This window comes from Natrialba chahannaoensis JCM 10990 (genome assembly GCF_000337135.1).
In the GTDB taxonomy this organism is placed as follows: domain Archaea; phylum Halobacteriota; class Halobacteria; order Halobacteriales; family Natrialbaceae; genus Natrialba; species Natrialba chahannaoensis.
The window spans coordinates 60,355-83,198 of sequence record NZ_AOIN01000100.1; the positions used below are offsets into that span (position 1 = coordinate 60,355).

At 59.4% G+C, this 22,844-nt stretch carries 19 protein-coding genes; 9 read left to right on the forward strand and 10 right to left on the reverse strand.

Translation table 11 applies throughout. The annotated features are described in order from the left end of the window. The first annotated feature begins 72 nt into the window (after positions 1-72). Positions 73-1,149, forward strand: a complete 1,077-nt coding sequence (locus C482_RS19720) for a hypothetical protein (RefSeq protein WP_006169593.1) — start codon at positions 73-75, stop codon at positions 1,147-1,149. Between the two features lie 123 nt (positions 1,150-1,272). Continuing rightward, positions 1,273-3,276, forward strand: a complete 2,004-nt coding sequence (locus C482_RS21665) for a CARDB domain-containing protein (protein WP_152422061.1) — start codon at positions 1,273-1,275, stop codon at positions 3,274-3,276. A 478-nt stretch (positions 3,277-3,754) separates the two neighbouring features. Here the strand turns inward: C482_RS21665 and ahbB are convergent, their stop codons facing one another. The 4 genes from ahbB to C482_RS19745 form a co-directional block, all read right to left on the reverse strand. After that, the gene (gene ahbB / locus C482_RS19730; protein WP_006169597.1) at positions 3,755-4,804 is read right to left on the reverse strand and encodes a siroheme decarboxylase subunit beta; all 1,050 of its coding nucleotides are present in this window, start codon (positions 4,802-4,804) and stop codon (positions 3,755-3,757) included. A gap of 59 nt (positions 4,805-4,863) precedes the next feature. Beyond that, positions 4,864-6,234, reverse strand: coding sequence for a flavin monoamine oxidase family protein (locus tag C482_RS19735; protein ID WP_006169598.1), 1,371 nt, complete (start codon positions 6,232-6,234; stop codon positions 4,864-4,866). Positions 6,235-6,484: 250 nt separating this feature from the next. Further along, on the reverse strand, positions 6,485-6,964 hold the full coding sequence (locus C482_RS19740; protein WP_006169600.1) for a zinc ribbon domain-containing protein: 480 nt from the start codon (positions 6,962-6,964) through the stop codon (positions 6,485-6,487). 178 nt (positions 6,965-7,142) lie between these two features. Next, positions 7,143-7,370, reverse strand: a complete 228-nt coding sequence (locus C482_RS19745; RefSeq protein ID WP_006169601.1) for a hypothetical protein — start codon at positions 7,368-7,370, stop codon at positions 7,143-7,145. Between the two features lie 812 nt (positions 7,371-8,182). Between C482_RS19745 and C482_RS19750 the strand changes: the two genes are divergently transcribed. After that, positions 8,183-9,109: a phosphatase PAP2 family protein gene (locus C482_RS19750; protein WP_006169603.1), complete on the forward strand. Its 927-nt coding sequence runs from the start codon at positions 8,183-8,185 to the stop codon at positions 9,107-9,109. 288 nt (positions 9,110-9,397) lie between these two features. Then, positions 9,398-10,480 carry an anthranilate phosphoribosyltransferase gene (locus C482_RS19755; RefSeq protein ID WP_006169605.1) on the forward strand — a complete coding sequence of 361 codons (1,083 nt, stop codon included), beginning with the start codon at positions 9,398-9,400 and terminating at the stop codon, positions 10,478-10,480. A gap of 482 nt (positions 10,481-10,962) precedes the next feature. Here C482_RS19755 and C482_RS19760 read toward each other — a convergent pair whose 3' ends face one another. From C482_RS19760 to C482_RS21415, 6 genes are all read right to left on the reverse strand, one after another. Next, on the reverse strand, positions 10,963-11,679 hold the full coding sequence (locus C482_RS19760) for a hypothetical protein (RefSeq protein ID WP_006169606.1): 717 nt from the start codon (positions 11,677-11,679) through the stop codon (positions 10,963-10,965). Positions 11,680-11,684: 5 nt separating this feature from the next. Beyond that, positions 11,685-12,395, reverse strand: coding sequence for an RAD55 family ATPase (locus C482_RS19765; RefSeq protein ID WP_006169607.1), 711 nt, complete (start codon positions 12,393-12,395; stop codon positions 11,685-11,687). A gap of 95 nt (positions 12,396-12,490) precedes the next feature. Next, on the reverse strand, positions 12,491-13,108 hold the full coding sequence (locus C482_RS19770; RefSeq protein WP_006169609.1) for a chemotaxis protein CheD: 618 nt from the start codon (positions 13,106-13,108) through the stop codon (positions 12,491-12,493). A 110-nt stretch (positions 13,109-13,218) separates the two neighbouring features. Then, complete coding sequence (gene cheA / locus C482_RS19775) at positions 13,219-15,240, reverse strand: chemotaxis protein CheA (RefSeq protein WP_006169610.1); 2,022 nt, start codon at positions 15,238-15,240, stop codon at positions 13,219-13,221. Then, entirely contained in the window at positions 15,228-16,277 is a 1,050-nt protein-coding gene (gene cheB, locus C482_RS19780) for a chemotaxis-specific protein-glutamate methyltransferase CheB (protein ID WP_006169612.1), read from the reverse strand. Before cheB ends, cheA begins: the two co-directional genes overlap by 13 nt. Beyond that, the gene (locus tag C482_RS21415) at positions 16,277-16,495 is read right to left on the reverse strand and encodes a hypothetical protein (RefSeq protein WP_152422062.1); all 219 of its coding nucleotides are present in this window, start codon (positions 16,493-16,495) and stop codon (positions 16,277-16,279) included. The genes cheB and C482_RS21415 overlap by 1 nt, the downstream gene beginning before the upstream one ends. Before the next feature lie 138 nt (positions 16,496-16,633). Here C482_RS21415 and C482_RS19785 point away from each other — a divergent pair, with 138 nt between their 5' ends. The 5 genes from C482_RS19785 to C482_RS19805 all read left to right on the forward strand — a co-directional run bounded on the left by C482_RS19785 (position 16,634) and on the right by C482_RS19805 (position 22,783). Further along, positions 16,634-17,428 (forward strand): ParA family protein, encoded by a 795-nt coding sequence (locus tag C482_RS19785; RefSeq protein WP_006169614.1) that lies wholly within the window; start codon positions 16,634-16,636, stop codon positions 17,426-17,428. Then, positions 17,425-18,630 (forward strand): chemotaxis protein CheW, encoded by a 1,206-nt coding sequence (locus C482_RS19790; protein WP_006169615.1) that lies wholly within the window; start codon positions 17,425-17,427, stop codon positions 18,628-18,630. The genes C482_RS19785 and C482_RS19790 overlap by 4 nt, the downstream gene beginning before the upstream one ends. Before the next feature lie 203 nt (positions 18,631-18,833). Beyond that, positions 18,834-20,474: a methyl-accepting chemotaxis protein gene (locus C482_RS19795; protein ID WP_006169617.1), complete on the forward strand. Its 1,641-nt coding sequence runs from the start codon at positions 18,834-18,836 to the stop codon at positions 20,472-20,474. Between the two features lie 84 nt (positions 20,475-20,558). Next, positions 20,559-21,035 (forward strand): chemotaxis protein CheW, encoded by a 477-nt coding sequence (locus C482_RS19800; protein ID WP_241431962.1) that lies wholly within the window; start codon positions 20,559-20,561, stop codon positions 21,033-21,035. Positions 21,036-21,208: 173 nt separating this feature from the next. Next, positions 21,209-22,783 (forward strand): globin-coupled sensor protein, encoded by a 1,575-nt coding sequence (locus tag C482_RS19805; RefSeq protein WP_006169620.1) that lies wholly within the window; start codon positions 21,209-21,211, stop codon positions 22,781-22,783. Positions 22,784-22,844: the final 61 nt, after the last annotated feature.

A 22,844-nucleotide genomic window follows, 5' to 3' on the forward strand; every position in this document is an offset into this window, starting at 1 on the left:
CCCCGCCCACGTACAATATTGACAGACTTTACTAGGGGAAAGATTTTGTTTGTCCCTAATTGATTACGAAACATGAGACAGAGTATCGGACTGAGTGCCCTCCTCATAGCCGGTGTTTTCGCTGCTGCGGTAATTGGTGTAACAGCCGTCGCTGCGACAACAGATACCGAGATGACTGCTGATCCAGCGATTGAGACACCGACTGAGACTGTGGATATTAGGGGGGATGATTATGAAATCGACCAAATTGCAGTTATAGAACAGGGAGAGACACTCGAGGTCGATGTAAGTGGACCAACAGAGTATGACCTGTACTTATACAATACAGACACAAAACCAGAGGCTCAGAAGGATGAGGATAGCACACTGGAGTTCGAGATTGATGAGACGATCGAACCAGGTGGCTACATGCTCTCTCTCGAAACAGACGAGGGTCGAGAGGCAGTCATACCTGTTGTTGTCCAAGGATACGATATCTCACTAGAGTATCCCACTACAGTCGATGACACAGAGGACGTAACCTTCGAGGCGACAGTTGAATCAGCTGGTATTGATGGGCACCCTGATGAGGTCGAACTCGTTATCTGGAGCGGCGACACGGCAACAGAGCTCATGCTTGAGCATACAGATGGAACGAGTTACAGTGCAACCAAGTCGATGGCAGCACTTGGAACTGACTCCTACGAGGTCTACGGTGCTGTCATCGGTGATGACACGGTCGAAGGCTACGAAGTTCCCCACGCAGTTGTCGAAGGAAGCGAGCTAACGGTTACTGACTCAGCTGAGGAGGATGAAGACGACGATATCGGTGATAATGACAGCAACGGGAATAGTGAGGCAGATGACAGTGATAAGGACGAAGCAGATGACGACAAGGGGGGAGATGACGATGACACGGAATCAAACGACGAGGAAAGCAACAAGAGTGATGACAAGGATAATACCGATGAGCAAACAGATAAAACAGAAACCGATGACAGTGATGATGACGGCGACTCAAACGTAATTGTACCCAGCGAAACCCAAGAAACTGATGACACAGCCGGTTCCAGTGAAAGGAATGACGATGGTCTTGGGATGTCGACTGCGGTCCTCACTGTCCTCGCTATCGCAGCAATACTTGTCGCTGTGATCGCTCAAGACCGCTGAGTATTGAGTTCGCTTTTCCATTTTACCGCCAAACACACTCTCAGAAAGAAAAAGACCTCCAGTGCAAACTATGCACGCATTCCCCCGAAACTATTAAATCAGTATGATTTGATTAATTAATATATGAGTGGTTCAGAAAGACTGGTAAAGGTGACTTTCTTAGTCACAATCATGCTCCTCTCTCCATTTGCCGGAGTTGTAGGGGCCAGCGGAAATATAGGAACAGCGAATGAGGCAGAGCTCAATAGCAACCTTTCTGTGTGGGAGGAGGCACCGCTGGCACTTAATGCAGACACTGATCGCGCTGGTGTCTCAGTTAGTCTGCCAGACGACCTTTCTGCAGAGACAGATAACTACTACACACCCGTTGAGTGGGATGCTGTTGGCGTCTACAACGTCGATGACGGTGTGACCCTCAATTTTGGAGATCACATAAACGTCAATGCCAATCAGTATAGCGGGGATGACGTTCAAATTCTATCCGGGTATCTGACTGAAGATATTGACAATGACGATGTTGATTTCAGTGACCTACCAACAAGCATCGGACAGTTGGAATCTGAACTCACACAAGAGAACCTTGAGAGCCTAAACGAGAACGTCACGTTTAGTATTGATAGTGAGAGGGTAGACGACGGTGAGTTCAGCCATGAGGCTGATTTCGATGAAGGAGCGGGAGCATACACGTACATCGCTGCAACTGATGGTACTTTCAGCGTAGACGAGAGTGAGGGAAAACTTGAAAGCATAGATGGTACACTCCTCGGTACAGAGCAAGTTATAGCTCACGAGGACCCATCTGATGTAGATGTAGATTCTTCGGCCGAGCCCGGTGACGATATCACGTTCGATGTAACCGCATCAGAGTTTGATGAGTCACTTGATGGAAGCGTCAATCACGGGGTTGTTCTGTACGATAAGGACAAATATGAGTCAGATGAAGGTGGGCTCTATATCGACGGAGATCTCGGTACGGACATCTCTGCTACGGATATCTATTTCAACACCAGTATTGAATCACTACACGGCGTCCAGAACCTAGAGGAGGACGTTTCACTCTTCGGCAACGAACTCAACAACCAGGCACACTCTGGTGTTTTCACGGTTGAATCAATTTTCAGCTTCTTTATGGGCGAAGCTGATTTTAGCGACCGCCCTTCGGTTAATGAAGGCGATGTTCAGCTAGATGCTTCGTCAACAGCTATCGTCGGTGACACACGTGAACGGATTACGGTCGAAACCTATGACGACTGGGCCGAAACTGAATACCAGTGGATCCACGTAGCAACTGGTGTCTCGAGTGATGAAGTCCAAGTCAGCGAAGGGACGATCGAAATTGAAGAAGATGATAGCTCAGGTGGAGGCGGTGGCGGCGGAGGCGGTGGTGGCGGCGGAGGCGGCGGTGGTACCTCTCCACCACCATCTGACCCAGATCCAGATGAACCCCAGTTTGATGTGGATGTGGGTATCAGTGACACAAAGATCTCGACCGGTGAGTCGGTCGATGTAACTGCAACGATCTCGGAAGTTAGCGGTGAAAGCGATGGAACGTATACTGCCAAACTCATGATCGGCGGCGAAACCGTCGATGAGAAGGACAGTCATGTGAGCGCAAACAGCACGGAATCCGTTACGTTCACTCACACGTTCGACAAGGCTGGTGAGTACGAGGTTGCAGTAAGCGAGACCACAGTTGGAACGGTCACTGTTGCTGATGACCATGACGACAAAGATGATCCAAGTGAGCCTGATGACGAAGCTGCCTTCGAACTTTCTGACGTGTCACTGAGTGACTCGGAAGTGGAAGTCGGAGACAGTATTGAAGCTAGTGCCACCATCGAGAACGTTGGTGGCGAAGCCGATAACTTGACCGCAGAATTGATTGTCGATGGTACTTCCGCAGACGAACAGACCGTCAGCCTCAGTCCAGGTGAAGTGGAAATCATTACTTTCACCTACTCGTTCGACGAGAGTGGTCAGTTTGACATCGCAATCAACGATGCAGCTGCCGGTACCGTCACTGTTGAGGAAGACTCCAGTATGCTTCCAATCCCTGGCTTTGGAGTTCCCGCAGCAATTGCTGCCCTACTCGCAACAGCGCTGATTGGGGTTCGGTTCAAGAACTAACTCACAGGCGAGACTTCAGTAACAAACACTCGTTTGTGTGGCAGAGGTAGAGTGACCGCATTTTGATCAGCGTTTTAGCTCGTATCCACGTACGCAGCCAACCGTCGACCTGACTGTCGAGAACACTGGTACTAATTGGAGTTTGAGCTGACGCTGACTATCGACGCACCTGAGGCGTGGGAACTATAGCAGCCACTGCATTGACTTGCTTGACTTGCAGTGGCTACTATAGACACTACCCTCGCGATCATCTGGTTCATCGCGGTGAGTTACAGCGCCCTCTGGCTTGCACGAGCACTCGACCCCGAGAGCGGCCAACTCAACGCAGAACAGGCCGCACAGGCACAGCAAGCACGCCAAGAGCAGGAACTCCAAGACGCACGAAGCGTTACGTATCCAGAAAACGAGAAAATTCGGCTGAATTGCGATCAGGTGCTGCGGTCAGATCGTGGCGGTCCGCCGCTGCGATGGTGCCCCGTTATTCGTCGGCAGAACCAACGATTTCCTCGTACCGCGCACCCGTCTGTTTCAGCGTCTCTGTCGAGTAGAGTCGATCGTGGTCGACCGGCAGGTAGTCTGTCGCCAACTCGTCGATCTTTTCGTCGACGGCATCGGAATCTCTGCCGTGAATCATCGTGAACAGGTTGTACGGCCAGTCCTGTTCAGGCCGTCGCGGGCGGTGGTAACACAGTGTTACGTACGGCAGCCCGCCCGCGCGCTCACCCCACTCGTCGAGGCGCTCGTCCGGCACGTCCCAGACGACCATACAGTTCGAATCGAAGCCGGTCACGACGTGGTTGATGATACAGCCGATGCGCTTGATGCAACCGTTCGCGTGCAGCCGCTCAATTGCACTCAAGACATCCTCGACGCCTGCGCCGAGTTCGTCGGCCACATCTCGGTACGGGGTCGCCGACAGCGGGAACCCGTCCTGGATTGCGAGCAAGAGGTCGGACTCGAGTACCGACAGTGAGCCCGTCGCGGATTCGCTGATCCGGGTCGCCGACGCGTCGGTCTGTGCGGTGAGTGACTCGCGGGCGAAGCGATCGGTGTTGACGACGGGGAACTCGAGGTCGATGTAGTAGTCGGTGAGCATCGGGAGGATGAGCACGGGGCAACCCGTTTCCGCCTCGATTTCGTCGAGGATCGCGTCGCGTTTGGCCTGTGAGCCGGCGGTGACGACGAACCACATGTTCCACTCGTGGTCGCGGGCGTAGTTGTGGTTGACCTGCCGATAGCCGTTGATCGTCGCAGCGATGTCGTCGAACTGCTCCGCTGGGGCTTTAACGGCTGCGAGCGTCGAGGAGCCGATCACGGGTGGGTTGAGCACGGCACCGAACCGGCGGACGACGCCAATGTCCATGAGTTCGCGGACGCGGTCGACGGCCTCGTCCGCCTCGATGCCGAGTTCGGACCCGACCCGCTGGAACGGGCGTTCCTCGATGGGGAAGCCGCTCTGGTAGCCGTCGATGAGCGCTGCGTCGACGTCGTCGATGGCGTCGCGCCAGGTCCCCGCCGATGTGGTCATTGGCGGCTCTAGGGAAACGGGTGCCGTATCGCTTTCGGGTTGGTCGGACACACCGGCCGCTACTCTGTCAGCCGGTCACCGATCGCTGCTGCCGCACGCTTGCCCGAGCGAACGGCCCCTTCCATGTAGCCGCTCCACTCACGTGCGGTCTCCGTGCTCGCCCAGTGGAGCCGCCCAGTCGGCCTCGACCGCGCATCACCGTAGCTCGTTAGCGTCCCCGGCGTCATGTTGCCAGCATACCCCCCACGTGACCACGGCTGGGTCGACCACGAACAGTCGACGTACTCGAGTGTATCGCCCGCGTCGGGACCGAAGTAGTCCTGGAGTGCTGAGAGCACGCACTCGCGTCGTTCGTTGGTCGGCCGGTCGCTCCACTCGACGGCGTCGTCTGCTGTGAGAAAGCCAACGAGGACGCCACACTCTCCGTTGGGTGGCGTACTATCAGCGACCAGTCTGACAGGACCGTCGGCGTCGACCACCGTGCCGGAATAGCCGTTGGCACGCCAGAACGCGTCCTCGTACGCGACGACGAACTTGATAACCTCACCCATCGGCATGCGCTGGTGAAGCCCGTCCCGTCGGACGGGGAGCGGCGGCGAGTACTCGATCTGTCCGGCCACCGCCGGTGGGACGGCAACGATGGCGTACGATCCGGTGATCTGAGTGTCATCAGACCGAACACGGACGCTGTCGTCGCTTCGCTCGATCGCACGGACGGGTGTCTCAAGACGAACCGCGTCACCGGGCTCCCCGGCCAGCTGTTTCGCGAGTTGCTGGCAGCCGCCGACGAGTCGGTACGACTCGGTTGTCGCAGTTTCGCCGACTAGTCGTTCGATGCCGCCGACGCTGTCGAGAAGTGTGAGGAAGTACAGCACCGAAATATCGGTTGTCTCGACGGGGAACTCAGACTGGAAGAACGCATCGAACGCCCTGCGAGCAACTGTCGAGTCGATCCGATCTCGCTTCCACGACTCGAGTGTCGTTGCATCCAGTGTTTCGGCCTGGGGTGTCGCAGATGGATCGTTAGAGACGAGCTGTGCTGTGAGGGTTTCAAGCTCGTCAACCGCTGCCGTCAACTCCGCGTCGGCTTGTGACGGGAGCGCCTGGGTTGCATCTGCCGCTGCCAGACGGTCGCCGTCGATCACGAGTTGGTCGTGGCCGTCCTCGTACTGCGCCGTCAGTTCGAGATCGAACGCCTCGACGAGCGACATGACGGCGTCGTGTGACACCCCGATCCACTGGGCTCCAAGATCGGCAACGGTGCCATCCGGGAGTTCGTGGGCAGCGAGTCGTCCGCCAACGCGGTCACGAGCCTCAAGTACAGTTACCTCGTGGCCGTCGGCCGTCAATTCTCTCGCTGCAGTGAGGCCGGACAGCCCAGCACCGACGATAACGACATCGACATCGGTTCGGTCGTCGTGGGCAGACATAGGTATCTCGTACACTGGCAATAGCGTCCGGAGCGAAATAGATCTTATCGGATCAGCATGCCTGAGAGAGTGTAACAGGACCTCTCATCTAGTGTCGTGGTCGAATACTTCGTCGTCTGCTGCTTGCGATCGCCCTCCGGCTTCCCTATGATCGTCTTTCCCATTGCTGGCGTGGTGCCGGTCGGTCATGATCGAATCGCCGACCGCTAGCAGGGTCTAGATCCGGACGAACACGTCGCGGTTGATGTCGTCAATCATCTGCATGGTAGGCCACTGCAGTTGTCTCAACGAGGTCCGCTCGCTGAGCGATGCTCACGGCAGCACTCCGGTCGCGACACACCGTGTTGACGGGACAGTCTTCAATTGTACACTCCAGCGTCTCGCGCTCGAGGTGTCCGAGCTCGCCACAACTGTGACACTGCTGAGTCGTGTACTTCGGATCGACGTACCTCATGGGAACGCCCGCGTCGTGTGCTTTCACCGCGATGGCGTGCTGAAGAGCCGGGAGCAACCACGACCCCACGTCGTCAGTCGTCCGGCGTTCCCACAGTGTCGCTTCGCAGAACGACAGATCCTCAAGCACGAGCGTCGGCGCGGGGAACTCCTGGGCGTAGCGAACGACGCGGACAGCGGCATCGTAAACCTGTGGACGGATCTGGTGCCAGAGTGCCGCGAACAGCTGAGTCTGTCCATTGGTGGTGTCGAACTTCGCGCCCTGAAGCGCCTGCATCGCCTCGACGAGGATTTTGTGACCTTCTGAACGTGGTCACCTTCTATCACGACTGCCGACTCCGGAGCAGCATCCACTGGGGCCGCGGCGACGAGGTTTTTCACCCCAATATCCACACCAACTGGCGTGGGTTTCAGTGTTCGATCCCGGGAAATAGCCGCTGGGAACGGTATGCTGCTCATCGGCTGCTCACCCATTCGCTGTCGGCTGGATCGGAGGTTACAATCTCGTCGAGTGTCTCCTCGAATTCGCAGACTGTTCGGAAGGCATCAAGATTCAGTGACTTGATCAGCGGCCCGTCCTCCGCGGGGACGTGCCAGACACTCGTCGGTGTGAGAAAGTCGACAGTCACGTCCGGGATGTTCTCATGGGACGTGATCATATCCGTCGAATCGAGGGAACTCATCGTGGTCCCTCCTTGCCGCAGTAGTTTTTGTTGATGATTCGAGTATCGTTATCTGCGTCGCTGCCGGAATCCTGAAGTCCAGTGCAGTCTAATTCCTTCATGGGTTACCTCGTTTGTAGCGTGGGGACCCGGTCCGCCTGTACCAGCAGGCGGGCGTTTCCTCGAATAGTCACGCCCCAAGGGTCCGGATTTCCACATCCAATGCACTAGCCTGCATTGGTAAAACGTTTTCCATTGCACTAGTATGCATTGGTGCTTAGTAGATGTGGTCAAAACTAACTTGTACAAGTGAACGAAATGGGTGAAGTAGTGCCGAAAGAACGTGACGAAGAAAGCGGGAAGTACACCGAGACGTATCCACTGGGATCGTTCACTGAGGCGTTACAATCACTCTCTAGCGCAGCCAGTACACAAGAAGTGGCCGATGAAGTGGGATGCGCGTATCGGACGGCGTTTGCCAAACTCTCTGAATTAGAAGACAAGGGTGAGGTGACTTCCCGAAAGGTCGGAAATGCACGACTCTGGCAACTACCATCCACCAAACAGAGATAGTATTGGAAACGGCCCACAATGCAACTGAGGGCGAGAGATGACTAATTCAGACGACGATGAAAGCGAATTTGAGGACTATTACCCATGACTATTGGAGTTACGCAGAGATATAAGCAGGAATTCATACCGCAGGCTGAGGGTGTACTTAAATAGGGTGAAAGAAAGGTGATTTTGATTTGCGTCCGCCCCTAAATAAAGGAGTTGCAGTCACAACCACTGATAGGCAGGAGTTTTACTAGTTCGCGTGTGAGTATTCGTCAATGTCGCGTGGCATCGGTGAATTCGGACCGATTCAAGAGTACATTCCCGAGTGGGCAGCCGTCATCATCGCCCTGCTCACCCAACTTGGCGATATCTGGTTTCTGGCGCTCGTGCTCACCGTCGCGTACTGGGTCGGGTCGCCAAACCGCGACGATATCGGGGCCGTCGCGGGCGTCTGGCTTGCGGGGATGGGACTCTACAAGGGGCTGAAGGAAATCTTCGGCTTCCCGCGGCCAGACCAGCCACTACTCGATCCGGAGTTGCTTCCGTTCGGTGTCCAACAACTCTACGAGGCGACCGCCTTCGCATCCGGCTACGGCTTTCCGAGCGGCCACGCAGTCAACACCACGATCGTCTTCTTTGGCCTGGCGTCCGTGCTCACCGTGAGTACACGCCGCCGTCGGTTCGCCGTGGCGGCTGGCCTGGTCGCAACCGTTTCCTTCTGTCGCGTCGCACTCGGTGTCCACTACCTCGTCGACGTGGTGGCCGGTGTTGCCGTCGGCGCGCTCTTGCTTCTCGCAGTGCAGGCGCTCGCGAGTCGGCAGGGTGTCGACCGGCCAACAATTGCGTTCGCCGCAGCTATTGTCTTCAGCGGCTTCTTCGTCACGACGAGCGACGCAATGATGGAGTCAATCCTCATTCTTGCAGCCTCGCTCGGCGCGTTCGCCGGCTGGCAGTTGATCGTACTCGGCCGCCGGCTCGTCGCCGCCGATCTGCCCTCGCAGGCAATCCGTCTGTTGGCAATTCGCGCCACTCTCGCTGCACTTGCGCTCACTCCGCTGGTCGCAACGTTTGAACTGTTCCCACTCCTCTCGATGTACACGGCGGCGGGCCTCGCCGGACTCGTGACCGCACTCGTCGTTACAATTCCTGTAGTCCGTCACTCCAAGCACGCCAGCCGTGTCGCCGCGGTGTTCCTGTCCTAGCTACGGGGGACACTGGCTGGACTGCGATAGGCTCGCTCGTCACACTCGTGATGTGACGACTTGCTGGTCGATAGAGCGGAGGAGATGGAGACAGGAGTAGAGAGATAAATAGATAGAGGTAGAAACGTTGGACGACCCACGGCCCTGGTCAGCGATGTACGCTGCACCAACACACCAGCCACTGGCGCACCACCCGACTGATGCACCGACAACCGTACCCGTTTGTGTTCGAACGGTGCCCCCGCCGGAAACGGGAGGCTTTTGCGCCGCCCGTCCCAAGCAGTTCGCATGGCTCAGGCATCCCAAGAGTTCGGTGAGTGGCCGCTCAAACGGCTGATGACGGAAGTCGTCGGTTCGGGACACAAGTCCGCCGACGACATGACCCGCGAGCAGGCACGGGAAGCGTTCCAGCGAATCCTCGCAGGCAAACCCGACGAGACAACGCTCGGCGCGTTCTGGCTGGCGAACCGCTGGAAGCGAAACAACCCCGAAGAGCTCGCGGCCTACACCGACGTGATGCGCGAAGAGGCCGTGATCACCGCCGAACCGGACTGTGATCCGGTCGATTGCGGCGCGAACTACGACGGCAAGCACACCTCCGCCCTGCTCGGCGTCGGTGCTGGCATCGTCGCCGCGGCCGCGGGCACCCCCGTCGTCGTCCACTCCGGCGACGGCGTCCCGACGCAGAAGGAAACGGCCTACAAACACGTTCTCGACGAACTCGGTGTCCGGACCGAACTCACACCCGAAGAGAGCGCCGACATGGTCGACGAGACCGGCTTTGGCTTCTACTACCAGCCCGAGTTCAACCCCGGCGTCCACGACCTCTTCGACCGGCGCGACCAGATGGGCGTCCGAACCTTCGTCAACTCCATTGAAACCGTCGCCAACCCCGCAAACGCCGACGTCCACCTCGGCTCGTTCTACCACCTTGCGTTCGCGAAAAAGATGACCGACCTACTCAAAGGGAGCGAGCAACTCGAGTTCTCCCGCGCGATCTTCTTCCAGGGGATGGAAGGCTACGACGACATTCGGCCGGGCTACACGAAGGTGGCCGAGTGGGACCAAACGGGTGCCGACGGCGAAGAGGGCTTCGAGGATTACGAGATTGAAACCGCCGAGTACGGCATGGAGATGGAGGGCGACGACCTCGCCGTCGACGACGTGACCGCCGACTCCGCGGCCATCACCGAGGCCGTCCTCGCCGGCGAGCGCGACGACGAGTTCGCCGACGCTATTGCACTCAACGGCGCGTTCCGGATGTACGCTCGTCAGGATGTCGACAGTCTCGAAGCCGGACTTGACCGCGCCCGCGAAGTCATCGACGACGGCAGCGCCGCAGCGGTACTCGAGGACCTCCGGTCGTTCTAGCTCCGCAAAGAACCACCCTATAAGTTGATTTGTTTAGCATCATCCCTACATTCTGGGGTGTTGTTCTTCTCCGAAGGGATTCTGTCAGCCCCAGTGTTGGTCTCGTCTGTCGCGGTGTGAGACGGCCCGAATACCGTCGTTTTCGTGTCCCTAGCCACGTTTGCGGCTTTTGGGTTCCTCGCTGTGGGCCGAACGATTTCCACCCACAGACGGCGACAAGATAGAGCAGTCTCGACTCGAGTACCCCGCCTCGAGAGCTACGTCATCTACAGCGTCACGGGTATTGTCTCGCCGTCGGATGACGAACAGACAGCCTTTGCTGGCTGAGACGCCACCACTCAGACTCCAAAACCTATCTGCGTGGGAGAATAGTTCGGTATGTGTTACGTCAGGGCCCGAGTGCCAGTTTCGTCACCCAGCATGATCGCTCAGCATCGCCGTTCGCTGCTCGCCACTCGAGTACCCTAGCGACCGCCGCGTTATCATGCCCCCTCGCCCGACCCCGACGTGGACCCACCGCTGCCGTCGCTCGATGACGAACTGGACGACGGTCGCTTGCCACCATTCGAGTCCGTCCTCGATTGGCGCGACGAACTCGAGTCGGTGGCTGGTGGCTCGTCGCTGCTACCAGCCTCGTCGGTGTCGTCCGATGGGTCATCGCCATCCCCACTATCCCCGTCCTCGTCGTCGCCTTGCGAGTCCGGTTGTGACTGGGTCCGCCTGATCTTGGCCATCGAGCGTCCGAAGATCGACCGACCGTCACCGAACAGACTCTGAACGCCGTCCTCCGACTCACCCTGTGTTGCACGGTGGCGTTCCAGCAGCCCGGGTCTGCGAAGACTCTCAGTGCTGTCAGCAGGCGGACTGTCGATGTCGACGCCGCGAATCGCGTCCGGAAGCGTGTCGTCGGTTTCCTCCGTCTCCTTGGCCTCGATGATCGTCTGATCCTCGACCAGTTCCTGCCAGATCTCCCTGGGTGGCTGGCTCGACAAATTCGCCGCCTCGTCGCGCCCCTTCTGATAAGCAAGATTGACGAAACTCTCGTCGTAGGTCGTCTCTACCTGATTCGTCAGCCGATCGAGTTCGTCGGTGTACGTGTCGCCAAGGCGCACTGCGACGCCGAGGGCGTAGGCCCGTTCGACGACCTCTTCGCGGCCGTCGATCGACTCCCAGTCCGTACCGAAGCTTTTGTCGTACATCGAACTCAGGTCTGGATCTTCGTGCTCGGATCGACTCGCAATCCGCGGTCCGTGAACTCGACCTGCCGAATGTCACAGTCAATCTCCGTCCCGCGCATCTTGATGATCTGTACCCCGCGTGTCATCCCGCCGGCCTCCAGATAGTTGTGCATGAAGACCACCCCGTGGGCCAGATAGTGGCCGTCCGAGTAGGAAGACGGATCCGTCATCTCCGAAATCAGGACGACCGTCGCGTCGGCGCGTTTTAACTTTGTCAGGAACTTGATTAGCGCGTTCAGATCGTCAGAGAAGTAGTACTCGAGTAGCATCGTCGAGTCGATGACCAGCCGGTCGACGTCGCGTGATTCGACGAAGGCGACGAGCTGGTTCGAGAGGTTTTCGACGTTCGAGGGGAAGTCTCCGGAGCTTCGTGAGGACGACGAGAAGAGTCGCTGTGCTTCCTTATCGAAGACGTTGAGCACCTTCACGTGGCCGGAGCTGACTGCCTTGTCGAAGCCAAACTCGTAGTTGGCCATGTCCGAGACGAGTTCCTGCTGGGACTCGTGGAGGGTCAGAAACAGCGTCGTCTCCCCGTCAATCGCACCCTTGGTCACGAACTGTGAGCAGAACGTCGTCTTCCCGCTGCCGGGCGGGCCGCTGATGACGTACAGGCGGTCCTTCAAGAGCCCGCCGCTGAGCAGTTCGTCGAACCCCGGTACACCCGATGGAATTCGCATTGTCGGGAATCAGGAACGTACCCACTAAATAAATTCTGGCGGCTGTGTTTCACGCCGCTCTACGGCGTTTCTGTCGCGAACAGCACCGACAGCCCTCACAGCCGCCGAACATCGCCGTTCGCACTCGATACCGTCAACGTCCCCGTCGCCGGGTCGAATTCGAGTGACCGGCCGTGGTAGCCACCGACATCGGTCTCCCGGATCTGAATGCGGGCGGCCTCGAGTTCGGCCGTAATCGCGTTGATGTTCCGCTCGCCGATAGTAGCGGTGAGTTGGGTGTCGAGCATCGCTGCGCCGCCGGCGATTTTGGCCCACGAGCGGGCAGGGGTGCCCCCGAGGTCGCGAAAGGACTTGAGCATGGACTCGAAGCCGGTATCGGCGAATTTCGCGTCGGGGTGGGTGCCGTTCGTGTCGGCGGCAGCCGGGAGCATGAAGTGGAGGAGACCGCTGACGCCTGCGTGGTCGTCGTGGATTGCGACGCCGATACAGGAGCCGAGGCCGCTGGTTTTGAGCGGCGTCTCGTCGTCGGTGAGCGCGTAGTCGGCAATGCCGACGGAGATAGCGCCGGTTTCGTCGCGTGCTGTAGACGGGTCTGTCGAGTCAGTGTCCGCACGCAACGTGGCGATGATTTCTGCTGTAAGGTCGCCGGTCCCCGGTGTCTCCGCTTGTTCCGACGTGCTTTGGTCCCGACCGAGTCGGTTTTCATCCGTCATATACTGAAGTGCTGTCTGTTCGGGTACCGCGGTGTGTCACCAGCCACACCAGCCACGCACCCACACCTGTCGTCTACAGTTCCTGTCAAATTCGAGTACGTTGGTACTTGCTACAGCGTATCCACGTCGAGGATCATCACGACTTCACCCTCACCGAGCACCGACGCGCCGCTGATCCCGGGTGCGCCGCTCAGGACGCCCTCGAACGGCTTGATGACGACCTCTTCCTGCCCCATGACGTCGGAACAGCGCAAACAGACCTGTCTGACGCTGTCTTTGATACGAACGACCATGTCGTCCTCGTCGGGTTCGCTGTCGGGGACATCGAGGCGGTTGCCAAGCGACAGCAGCGGGTAGACGTTGCCGTCGTGGGTGACGGTCTGACGCCCCTCAACGGATTCGATATCGACGTCCTCGAACTCGGAGATTTCGTCGATATTCTTGATCGGAACGCCGTAGGTCTCGTCGCCGACGGTAACGAACAGGACGCGGACGATCGCAACGCTGACGGGCAGCATCAGCGTAATCTCGGTTCCCTCGTCGGGTTCGCTCTCGACGTTGATCGAACCATCGACGCCGCGGACGACCTGGTTGACCACGTCCATGCCGACGCCACGGCCGCTGACCTCGGTCACCTCGTCGGTCGTCGAGAAGCCGGGGTGGAAGATGAGGTCGTACACCTCGGAGTCGTCGAGCAACTGGACCTCTTCTTCGGACATCACGCCCTTCTCGATCGCCTTCGAACGAATCTTCTCCACGTCGAGGCCGCCACCGTCGTCTTTCACCGTCACGGAGACGCGGTCACGTTCGCGCTCGCCGATAAGCTTGATCGACCCTTCGCGAGGTTTGCCTTTCTCCTCGCGCTCTTCGGGCGGCTCGATGCCGTGGTCGACCGCGTTCCGGATAAGGTGCATCAACGGATCGCCGAGCTCGTTCAGGATCGAGCGATCCATCTCGATGTCGACGCCCTCCATCTGGAAGTCGATCTCCTTGCCCTGATCGCGCGAGATGTCACGGACGACCCGCGGGAAGTTGCCGACGATCTTCTTCAGCGGCACCAGGCGGATCTCGAGAACCGTATCCTGGAGACTGGCCGTGATCTTGCCGTGCTCCTCGAGTTCATCTTCAGCTTCGACCAGCTCGTTATCTTCGATGATTTTGCGGAGCTTGATCCGGCTCGTGACCATCTCCTCGACCTGGTTGTACAGCTGGTCGACCTGTTCGACGTCGACGCGGATCGACTCGACTTCCTTGCTACTGTGGGTGACACTCGAACTACCCCCCGCCGAATCGTCGGACTCGGCGTCTGCGTCGTCCGAATCGTCTGCATCTGCCGTCACCTCGTCGAGAATGTCGTTCGTTACGTCCGTGACGCTGGCACCCTCCACGTACCGGTTGTCGTCGAAGAACGCCTCCACGGTGTCGCTGTCTGCGTCGTCGCCCGTCGCCGTCACGTAGGCGTCGAAAACCGCGTCGAACTCGCCTGCCTCGATCGTCTCGTTCGTCGGCACCGTCCGCAGTAACTCGTACTCGTCACCGGCCGCGTCGATGACGAACATCGCATCGACCTGCGGCGAGCCACTGTCATCTAATTCGAGTGCCGCCCGGTAGACGGCGGTGTCGGACTCGAGTGCCTCGAGATCGATGTCATCGGCGAGGCCCTCGATTGGGATGTCGCGGCCGGTATCGACGGCATCGTCACCAGTCGCTTCGTCGCCCGCCGCTGCGGTCTCGGCCGAAGCGGACTCGCCGCCCTCGATCGACGCGCGGATCGCGTCGATCGTCTCCTCGGGATCGGTGCTCGTCTCGCCGGAGTCCGAGATTTCCTCGACCATCTGGGCGAGGTGGTCGACGCCGTTGAAGATGAGATCCATCCGTTCGGCGGTGACCGCGAGTTCGTCGTCGCGGATGCAGTCGAGCAAGTCCTCGATAGCGTGAGCGAGGTTGCTCGCCGTGGTGTAGCCCATCACGCCAAAGTTGCCTTTCAGGTTGTGCGCAACGCGGAACACTGTCTCGATGGCGTCGGAACTCTCGGGGTCGTCCTCGAGATCGAGCAATGCGTTGTTTAATTTCTGGATGTCTTCCTGGCTTTCTTGGACGAAGGTGCTGGTGGCGTCGCTCACGCGGACCACCCCCGGAAGGCGTTGGTGATGCCCTCGGCAATTCGGTCCTTCGGGAGCACCATGTCGAGGTCGACTTCCTCGGCTGCCACCTTCGGCATGCCGTAGACGCGTGAGGTTGCCTCGTCCTGGGCAATCGCCTTCCCGCCGGCGTCTTTGATCTCGGCGAGGCCGGCTGCGCCGTCGGCACCCATCCCGGTCAGAATCACACCGGTGAGATTCCCGGTGACCGTTTCGGCTGCGGTTTCCATCGTTACGTCGATGGCGGGCCTGACGTTATGGCGTTTGGGGCCGTTATCGTGGGAGACAGTCAGTCGTCCGTTCCGTTCGTTGGTCACCAGTAGGTGTGAGCCTCCCTTCGCCAGGACACCCTCGCCAGGGCCAACTGTGTCTCCCTCTCGGGCCTGTCTGAAGTCGTACGTCGTTCGTTCGTTGAGCCGTTTCGCGAATCGTTCTGTGTAGTGATCTGCCATGTGTTGTACCACGAGCACTCGGAGGCCTGCCCGCTGTGGAAGCTCGGACAGCACTTGTTCGACGACTCGCGGGCCGCCGGTCGATGCGCCGATGACGAGCGTCGGATCGCAGGGGAACTCGGAACTGACGCTGATCGTCTGGGACTGGTCCTTGCTGACCCGGCCAGTCTCCATCCCTGCGACATCTGCCTCTGCGACCGCCCGGACGCGGTCGACGATCGTCTCCTGCTGAGACCAGATGTTGACCGAGCCGTCGCCGGACGGCTTCGCCAGAAAGTCGACTGCACCGGCGTCAAGCGCGTCGAACGTCGCATCCGCGTTGCGCGTCGTCTGCGAACTGATGACGAGCATCGGGATCGGGTTCTCGGCCATCACCTGCTCGATCACTTCGTGGCCCGTCAGTCTGGGCATCTGAATGTCGATCGTCGCCACATCGGGATCGTGGCGCTCAATGAGTTCGACCGCCTCGACACCGTCTTTGGCACGGGCAACGACGGTGATCCCGCCGTCCTCCAGAATCTTTCCGAGCGTCTCACGCATCACCGCCGAGTCGTCTGCAATTACTGCATCGACCATCAGGTGTCCTCCCGCGTCTCGGCGGAGTAGCCCCGTGGAGTTACTACTCGTTCGGTGGGCCGTCCGGAGGTATCTCCGACATCACAATCTTGTTCTCCAGTACGCTGTGCCAAAGCGCTGAGCGCCCCCGCCTCGATTCGCCTCGCGCGACGACCGCCAAGACAATCCGTCGCGTAGCCGGCGTCGACGGCGTCGGCGCTCGATCCGTTCACTGCCATGGCACTGGTTTGTAATGATCTCCGCATAAAGCGTTCGGCCGAACCGGCCGGCAAGAGCCGCTCGATCCGACGAAGACCACACTATCACCCGTGCTGGCCGTGTGAGTTATGTAGGCAGAGTTGAAACGACTCACTCGAATGGCGGGAGCTGCTCGGCTGTGTGTGACAAATCAGAAAGGAGGCGTCGGCAAGACGACCGTCGCGATCAACCTCGCGGGTGCGTTGAACGAACTCGGACGTAACGTCCTCTTCGTTGACCTCGATCCGCAAGGGAACGCGACCGAAGGACTCGGCCTGCTCGAGGCCTACGACGCCGAACCGCCGTCGCTACTCGACGCGCTCGTCGAGCCGACGGCCGTCGAGCTCGAGGACCTCATCTCCACTCACCCGGAGATGGATGTCATCACGAGCAACGTCGATATGAACGCCGCCGAGTCCACGCTCGTCCAGGAACCCGACGGCGAGACACGACTCGACGCACTCCTCGACCGACTTGAGGCCACAGGTGAGTACGACGTCACCGTCGTCGACTGCTCGCCACACCTCGGCCTCCTGACCGACAACGCATTGTATGCGACGGAGAACCTCGTGATTCCCGCGCTCGCCGAACCGACGAGCAAGCGGTCACTCGAGTTGCTCTTCGATTACGTCGGCGCGCTAGAGATGGACCACGACGTGACGATTGAGCCGCAGGCGCTGGTAGCGAACCGGATCGAGAACACGCGAGCGGCGACGGAGATGCTCGAGTGGTTCGACGAGGCGCTGCCGGATGTGCCGCTGTATCGGGTCCGGAAGCGCGTGGCGTTGCAGCGGGCGTTTGCCTCGGGGAAGTCGGTGTTTGCGGTGGAAGAAGAGACAGATATGAGCGCGGTGTTCATGGCGATGGCCGAGCAGGTAGACGAGCAGTTGCCACGACAGGAGATTCCAGCATGACTGACGACAGAGCACGTCGACTTCGAGAGATGCGCAACCGTGCGGCTGGGGGAGCACGTGAGACAGCGGAGCAAGACGACCCAGACGAGACAGCGCCAGAGTCTCCGTCCACGGACGACGACAGCGCGGATAGCGGTGACGAATCGGCGAGCGAACCCGACGAGCCAGTAGCGAGCAGTGACGAGGGTCCGGATAACGGTGACGGTGACGGCGTCGACGAGCAGCAGACAGCAGACCCCCGTTCTGAGACCGAACAGGAATCGGACGTGACCGATTCGGAGGCCAATGAGGTGGAGACTGCGGATGCAGCGGGCGAATCTGACGCCGCTGGTGAGGGTAAGGGTGGGGCTGTTTCCCCCGCCGAGGAGACTGCCGAGACTACAGATACCGAAGTGACGGAGACGGACGACACCGACGTGTCTACAGACGTGATCGACGACGATAGCGGCGCTGGCTCCGAGCACGACCCTGACGCTGGCACCGATTCCGACACCGACGCCGCCGTCACGCTCTCGTTCGACGAACGCGAATCCGGACCCGACGCAGACGGCCCGCTCGCTGCACTCGGCGGTGCAATCGCCAGCCAGTCGACCGTCGCCGAACTCACGGGGACTGGTGCGGAACCGACCGTCGATGGCTCTGCGACAATGGCGGACACCGAGGGCTACGGCGACGCGACCGCCGCGCGAAAGGACGCCATGTTCGATCAGGGGAACACGCTGATCCACTCGGCACACGACAGCGAGTCGACGATTCAGATGCTCGAGTTCTACCTGAACGAGAATCGGTACGCCATCGAAATCGACCGGATCAGCGCCATCGTCGAAATGAAAGACATCACGCGCTTCCCGCGCGGTCCGACCGCCATCGACGGCGTGACGGACCTCCGCGGCGAGATCACGGGCGTCCTCGATCCGACGACGATGCTCGACGTCGAGCACAACGAACTGTCTGACAACCAGTACATCGTCGTGCTGGAACGCGACGACGATAAGCAGAAACTCGGCGTCCGCGTGACCGACGTTTCGCAGGCCGTTACCTACCACGACAGCCAGATCGACGAGACGGGCAGCGTCATGGACGCCGCCGGCGACCACCAACACGAGTGCGTTCGCGGCATCATCAAAAAGCAGGACGACGACGACCGAACGACGCTCGTCGCCTGGCTCGATATCGACGAACTCATCGCGAACATCGACTGACGCCTCGCTCACCGATTCGGTCGTCTTTGCGCTTGTTTTATTCACCGATCCTGAGTGACCGTTCACCAGAGGCTGCATTTCGCATCGATCGATGCGTGTGTCCCGGCTCTCAAACCACCGTATATGATTGTTGTGGCCGCCAAACCTCCCGCTTGTTCAAATCTGCAAAAACACTTATTTAGCTGACTCTCACTGTCACCACTATGCCCAGAACAGACGGTGGAGCGTCCCGTCTCGAGGCCGCTACCGACCCAACGGGAACCGGGTCGGCGTCGGTCACGAACGCGGACGTCGACGCCATTACGAACGCCGGCGTCGATCCCGCGAGCGTCGAGCGCGCGAGCGACCTCGTGTCACTGGACGCCGACGACGAGGCCCGACTCGAGTCGCTCTCGGAGATCCTCGCCGACAACCGTACAACCCTCGCCGCAGCATCCGCCGACGCTGCCCGCAGCGATCCTGCCGTTTCGAGTGCACTCGAGAACCAGCGAGCTGCGAGCGCCGACCAACTCGAGTCAGCCCAGGCCGCGCTCGTCGACGCCGCGGCGGCGGGGCGGACCGATGCGGACGCGTTCGCAGAGCGATTCGAGTCACCGGCTGTCGGAACCCTTCTCGCGGCAGGCCCCGAGGTGTACATCGGCTCGTTCGGTGCGTACTACGAGGAGGCACTCGAGGCGATTGCTGCGGATGTGAAAGCGGAAGTTGGGGATGCGGTCGACTCGGAGGTTGCAGCTGCATTCGAATCCGATACCGACACTGACACCGAAGTCGATCCCACAGACGATGTTGAGGCGGCAGTAGACGACGCCGTCGCCAACGTTGTCGAACGGACCCTCTCGCTCCTGCGTCACAGTCTCGTCGACCAGCAGCTAGCGATGGAGTCCTACGCCAGCACACAGCGCACGCAGCGGGCAGCCGACAAGGAGCGTATCGCAGAGTACGAAGCGCAGCTCAAGGACCAGTTGGAGACGAAGCGAAACCGTGAGTCAGTCGGTGACCGGATTCAGGAGACGCTGAGCGAGGTTGCAGCCTCGACGGACGACGTGACCGATCGGACCGCAGCAATGACCGATCTCGCGGCCGAGCAGTCGAACTCGATGAACGAAATCGCGAGTGAGGTCTCCGGGCTGTCGGCGACGGTCGAGGAGATCGCCTCGAACGCAGAAGAGGTCAGCGCTACCAGCGAGCGCGCTGAGGAGATCGCGAACGATACGACGGAGACAGCCGAGGAGGCTATCGACCAGATCGAGGATGTCGAATCGGCAACTGATAACGTAACTGAGGACGTCGAGGATCTCCGCGAGAGCGTCCAGAAGATCGACGAGATCGTCGACGTCATCAACGACATCGCCGACCAGACCAACCTGCTCGCGCTCAACGCCTCGATCGAGGCGGCGACCGCTGGTGAGGCCGGTGACGGCTTCGCGGTCGTCGCGAACGAGGTCAAATCCCTGGCCGAAGAGTCCCAAGAAGAGGCCAAGAACATCGAGCGGATGATCGACCAGATTCAGGCAGACACCGAAGAGACGGTCGACAGCCTCGATACGGCAAACCAGCGCGTCTCTACCGGTGTCGACCTGGTCGAAGAGACGGTCGACAACTTAGAGCGCATCGAGGAGTCCGTTCAAGAAGCGAGTACGGGCATCCAGGAGGTTGCAACGGCGACCGACGATCAAGCCGCAAGCACCGAAGAGGTCGCGAGCATGACCGACACTGCGATGGACAAATCCCAGCAGGTCGCCACCGGTCTCGAGGCCATCGAACGCCACGCCGAAACCGTCGACGAACTGATCAACGACATCGAAGGCGACGTTCGTCGCCTCTCGACGGACGATCACAGCTAAGACCGCCCGACAACCTATCGACACCGAACTGCCATGGTATCCACGAACCAGACCAACTCCACACGATCGAACGCGACCGACGAGATGAATACCGACGCTAGCACCAATACCAGCACGAACACCAACACCAACACAAACACAAACACACCCGACGACATCTCCGTCCACGTACTCGAGTTCGACCTCGGCGAAAACCGCTACTGTGTCGACATCGGCTACGTCGCGGAGATCGTCAACACGGACGAACTGACCACGATTCCGAACACACCCGACCACGTCGAGGGCGTGATGGACCTTCGCGGCGAGACGACGAAAATAGTCAACCTGCGAACAATCTTCGGCGAGAACGAGGACGACGAACTCGGGAATCGGATCATCGTCTTCAAACGCAAGCGTGATTCGACCGATCGAATCGGTTGGCTCGCTGATGAGGTGCGCCAGGTGCGACAGATCGACGCGACGACGGTCGACACCGCCGTCGACGGCGAGGGAATCGCTGGGATCGTTCGACAGGAAGAGGAGTTCGTGCTGTGGATTGATCCGACGGACGTTCGCGTCTGAGGCGGTTGACGGTTGTTACGTGTTTTGACTGCGGTGACGCACGGCCAACTGCGCGTTCTTCCAACGTCCTCTCAGGACCCGGAGTTGTCGAAACGGCCAGCAGGCGCTTGGATGGCCCGTGAGATATATCGCCGCCAACAAGTATATAGTTGGATCGACGGAACATTGAGTTAATGTCTAGCAACCAGGAGGAGCGTCAGTCGCAGTTCAAAATCGACGCGAACAACAGACGGCACGTCGACGGAGAAGCACTCGCCGCACGGATCGGGCTTGATCGACGCGAAATCGAGTGGCGAAAAGAGTTCGTCGGCTTCGACAGCGCAGACGCGGACCGACTCGAGTCGATGGCACCACTCTTCGAAGAGATTGCTGACGACCTCGTCGACGAGTTCTACGCCCATTTGCAGTCGAACGCTGATGCGACCGCCGTTCTCAATTCCTCGTCGAAATCTGTCGATGCACTCGAGAAGACCCAGTACGAGTATCTCCTGGATCTCGGACGCGGTGCGTATGGAGCCGAGTATGCTGAGCGGCGTGCCAGAATTGGCAAGATCCACGATATGCTGGATATGGGGCCGAAGTTCTATCTCGGCGGCTACTCGATCTACTACGAGGGAATTCTGACGGCGCTTGCCGAGGACGCGATGGACGATCTTGCCAGTGAGGCCGTCGGGAGTGTGCCCGAAGCGGAGGCGGCCGAGGTGGACGGAACGGACACGTCGCAGGACGAGCCACTCGTTCCCCTCTCCGAAGCACAGGCGATGGTCGACGATGTCGTCGAGCACTCGCTTTCCACACTCAAACTGCTGAACGTCGATCAACAGATTGCGATGGATACCTACATCGACGCCTACGCCGATGTCGAGGACGAACTCGAGCACCGACGCGAAGTCTCGAAGAACGTCCAGTCGTCGGTCAGTGACCTGCGCGAGAGTTCGACGGAGGTCTCAGAGCGCTCCGACGAGATCAGCGACCTGGCGGCGAAGCAGTCCGACGCGATGGGCGAGATTTCGAGCGAGGTTGCCGGGCTGTCGGCGACGGTCGAGGAGATCGCTTCGAACGCCGAGGAGGTCAGCGCTACCAGCGAACGCGCCGAAGAAATTGCGAACGATACGACGGCGACGGCCGAAGAAGCCATCGACAAGATGGGTGTCGTCGACGACGCTGCCGACGAGGTGACCGACGACGTCGAGGATCTCCGCGAGAGCGTCCAGAAGATCGACGAGATCGTCGACGTCATCAACGACATTGCCGACCAGACCAACCTGCTCGCACTCAACGCCTCGATCGAGGCGGCGACCGCCGGCGAGGCGGGTGACGGGTTCGCGGTCGTCGCAAACGAGGTCAAATCCCTGGCCGAAGAGTCCCAAGAAGAGGCCAAGAATATCGAGCGGATGATCGACCAGATTCAGGCAGACACCGAAGAGACAGTCGACAGTCTCGAGACCGCGAACGAGGAGATCGAGAGCGGTGTTGGCCTGGTCGAGGAGACGGTCGACAACTTAGAGCGCATCGAGGAGTCCGTTCAGGAGGCGAGTACGGGCATCCAGGAGGTCGCAACGGCGACCGACGATCAAGCTGCGAGTACTGAGGAGGTCGCGAGCATGACAGATACCGCGATGGAACAGTCACACGAGGTTGCGACCGAAATCGAGGCAATCGTCGATCAGAACGAGCAGGTTGAAGGCATCGTCGACGAGATCGAGTCCGAAGTCGACCGGCTCGCCGACGACACGCACTCGACGTAGCTGCCAGCAGTACGTTCGCTGCTCTGTTCGTCAGTCGCGTAGAAATATCAGGACCCGCCCG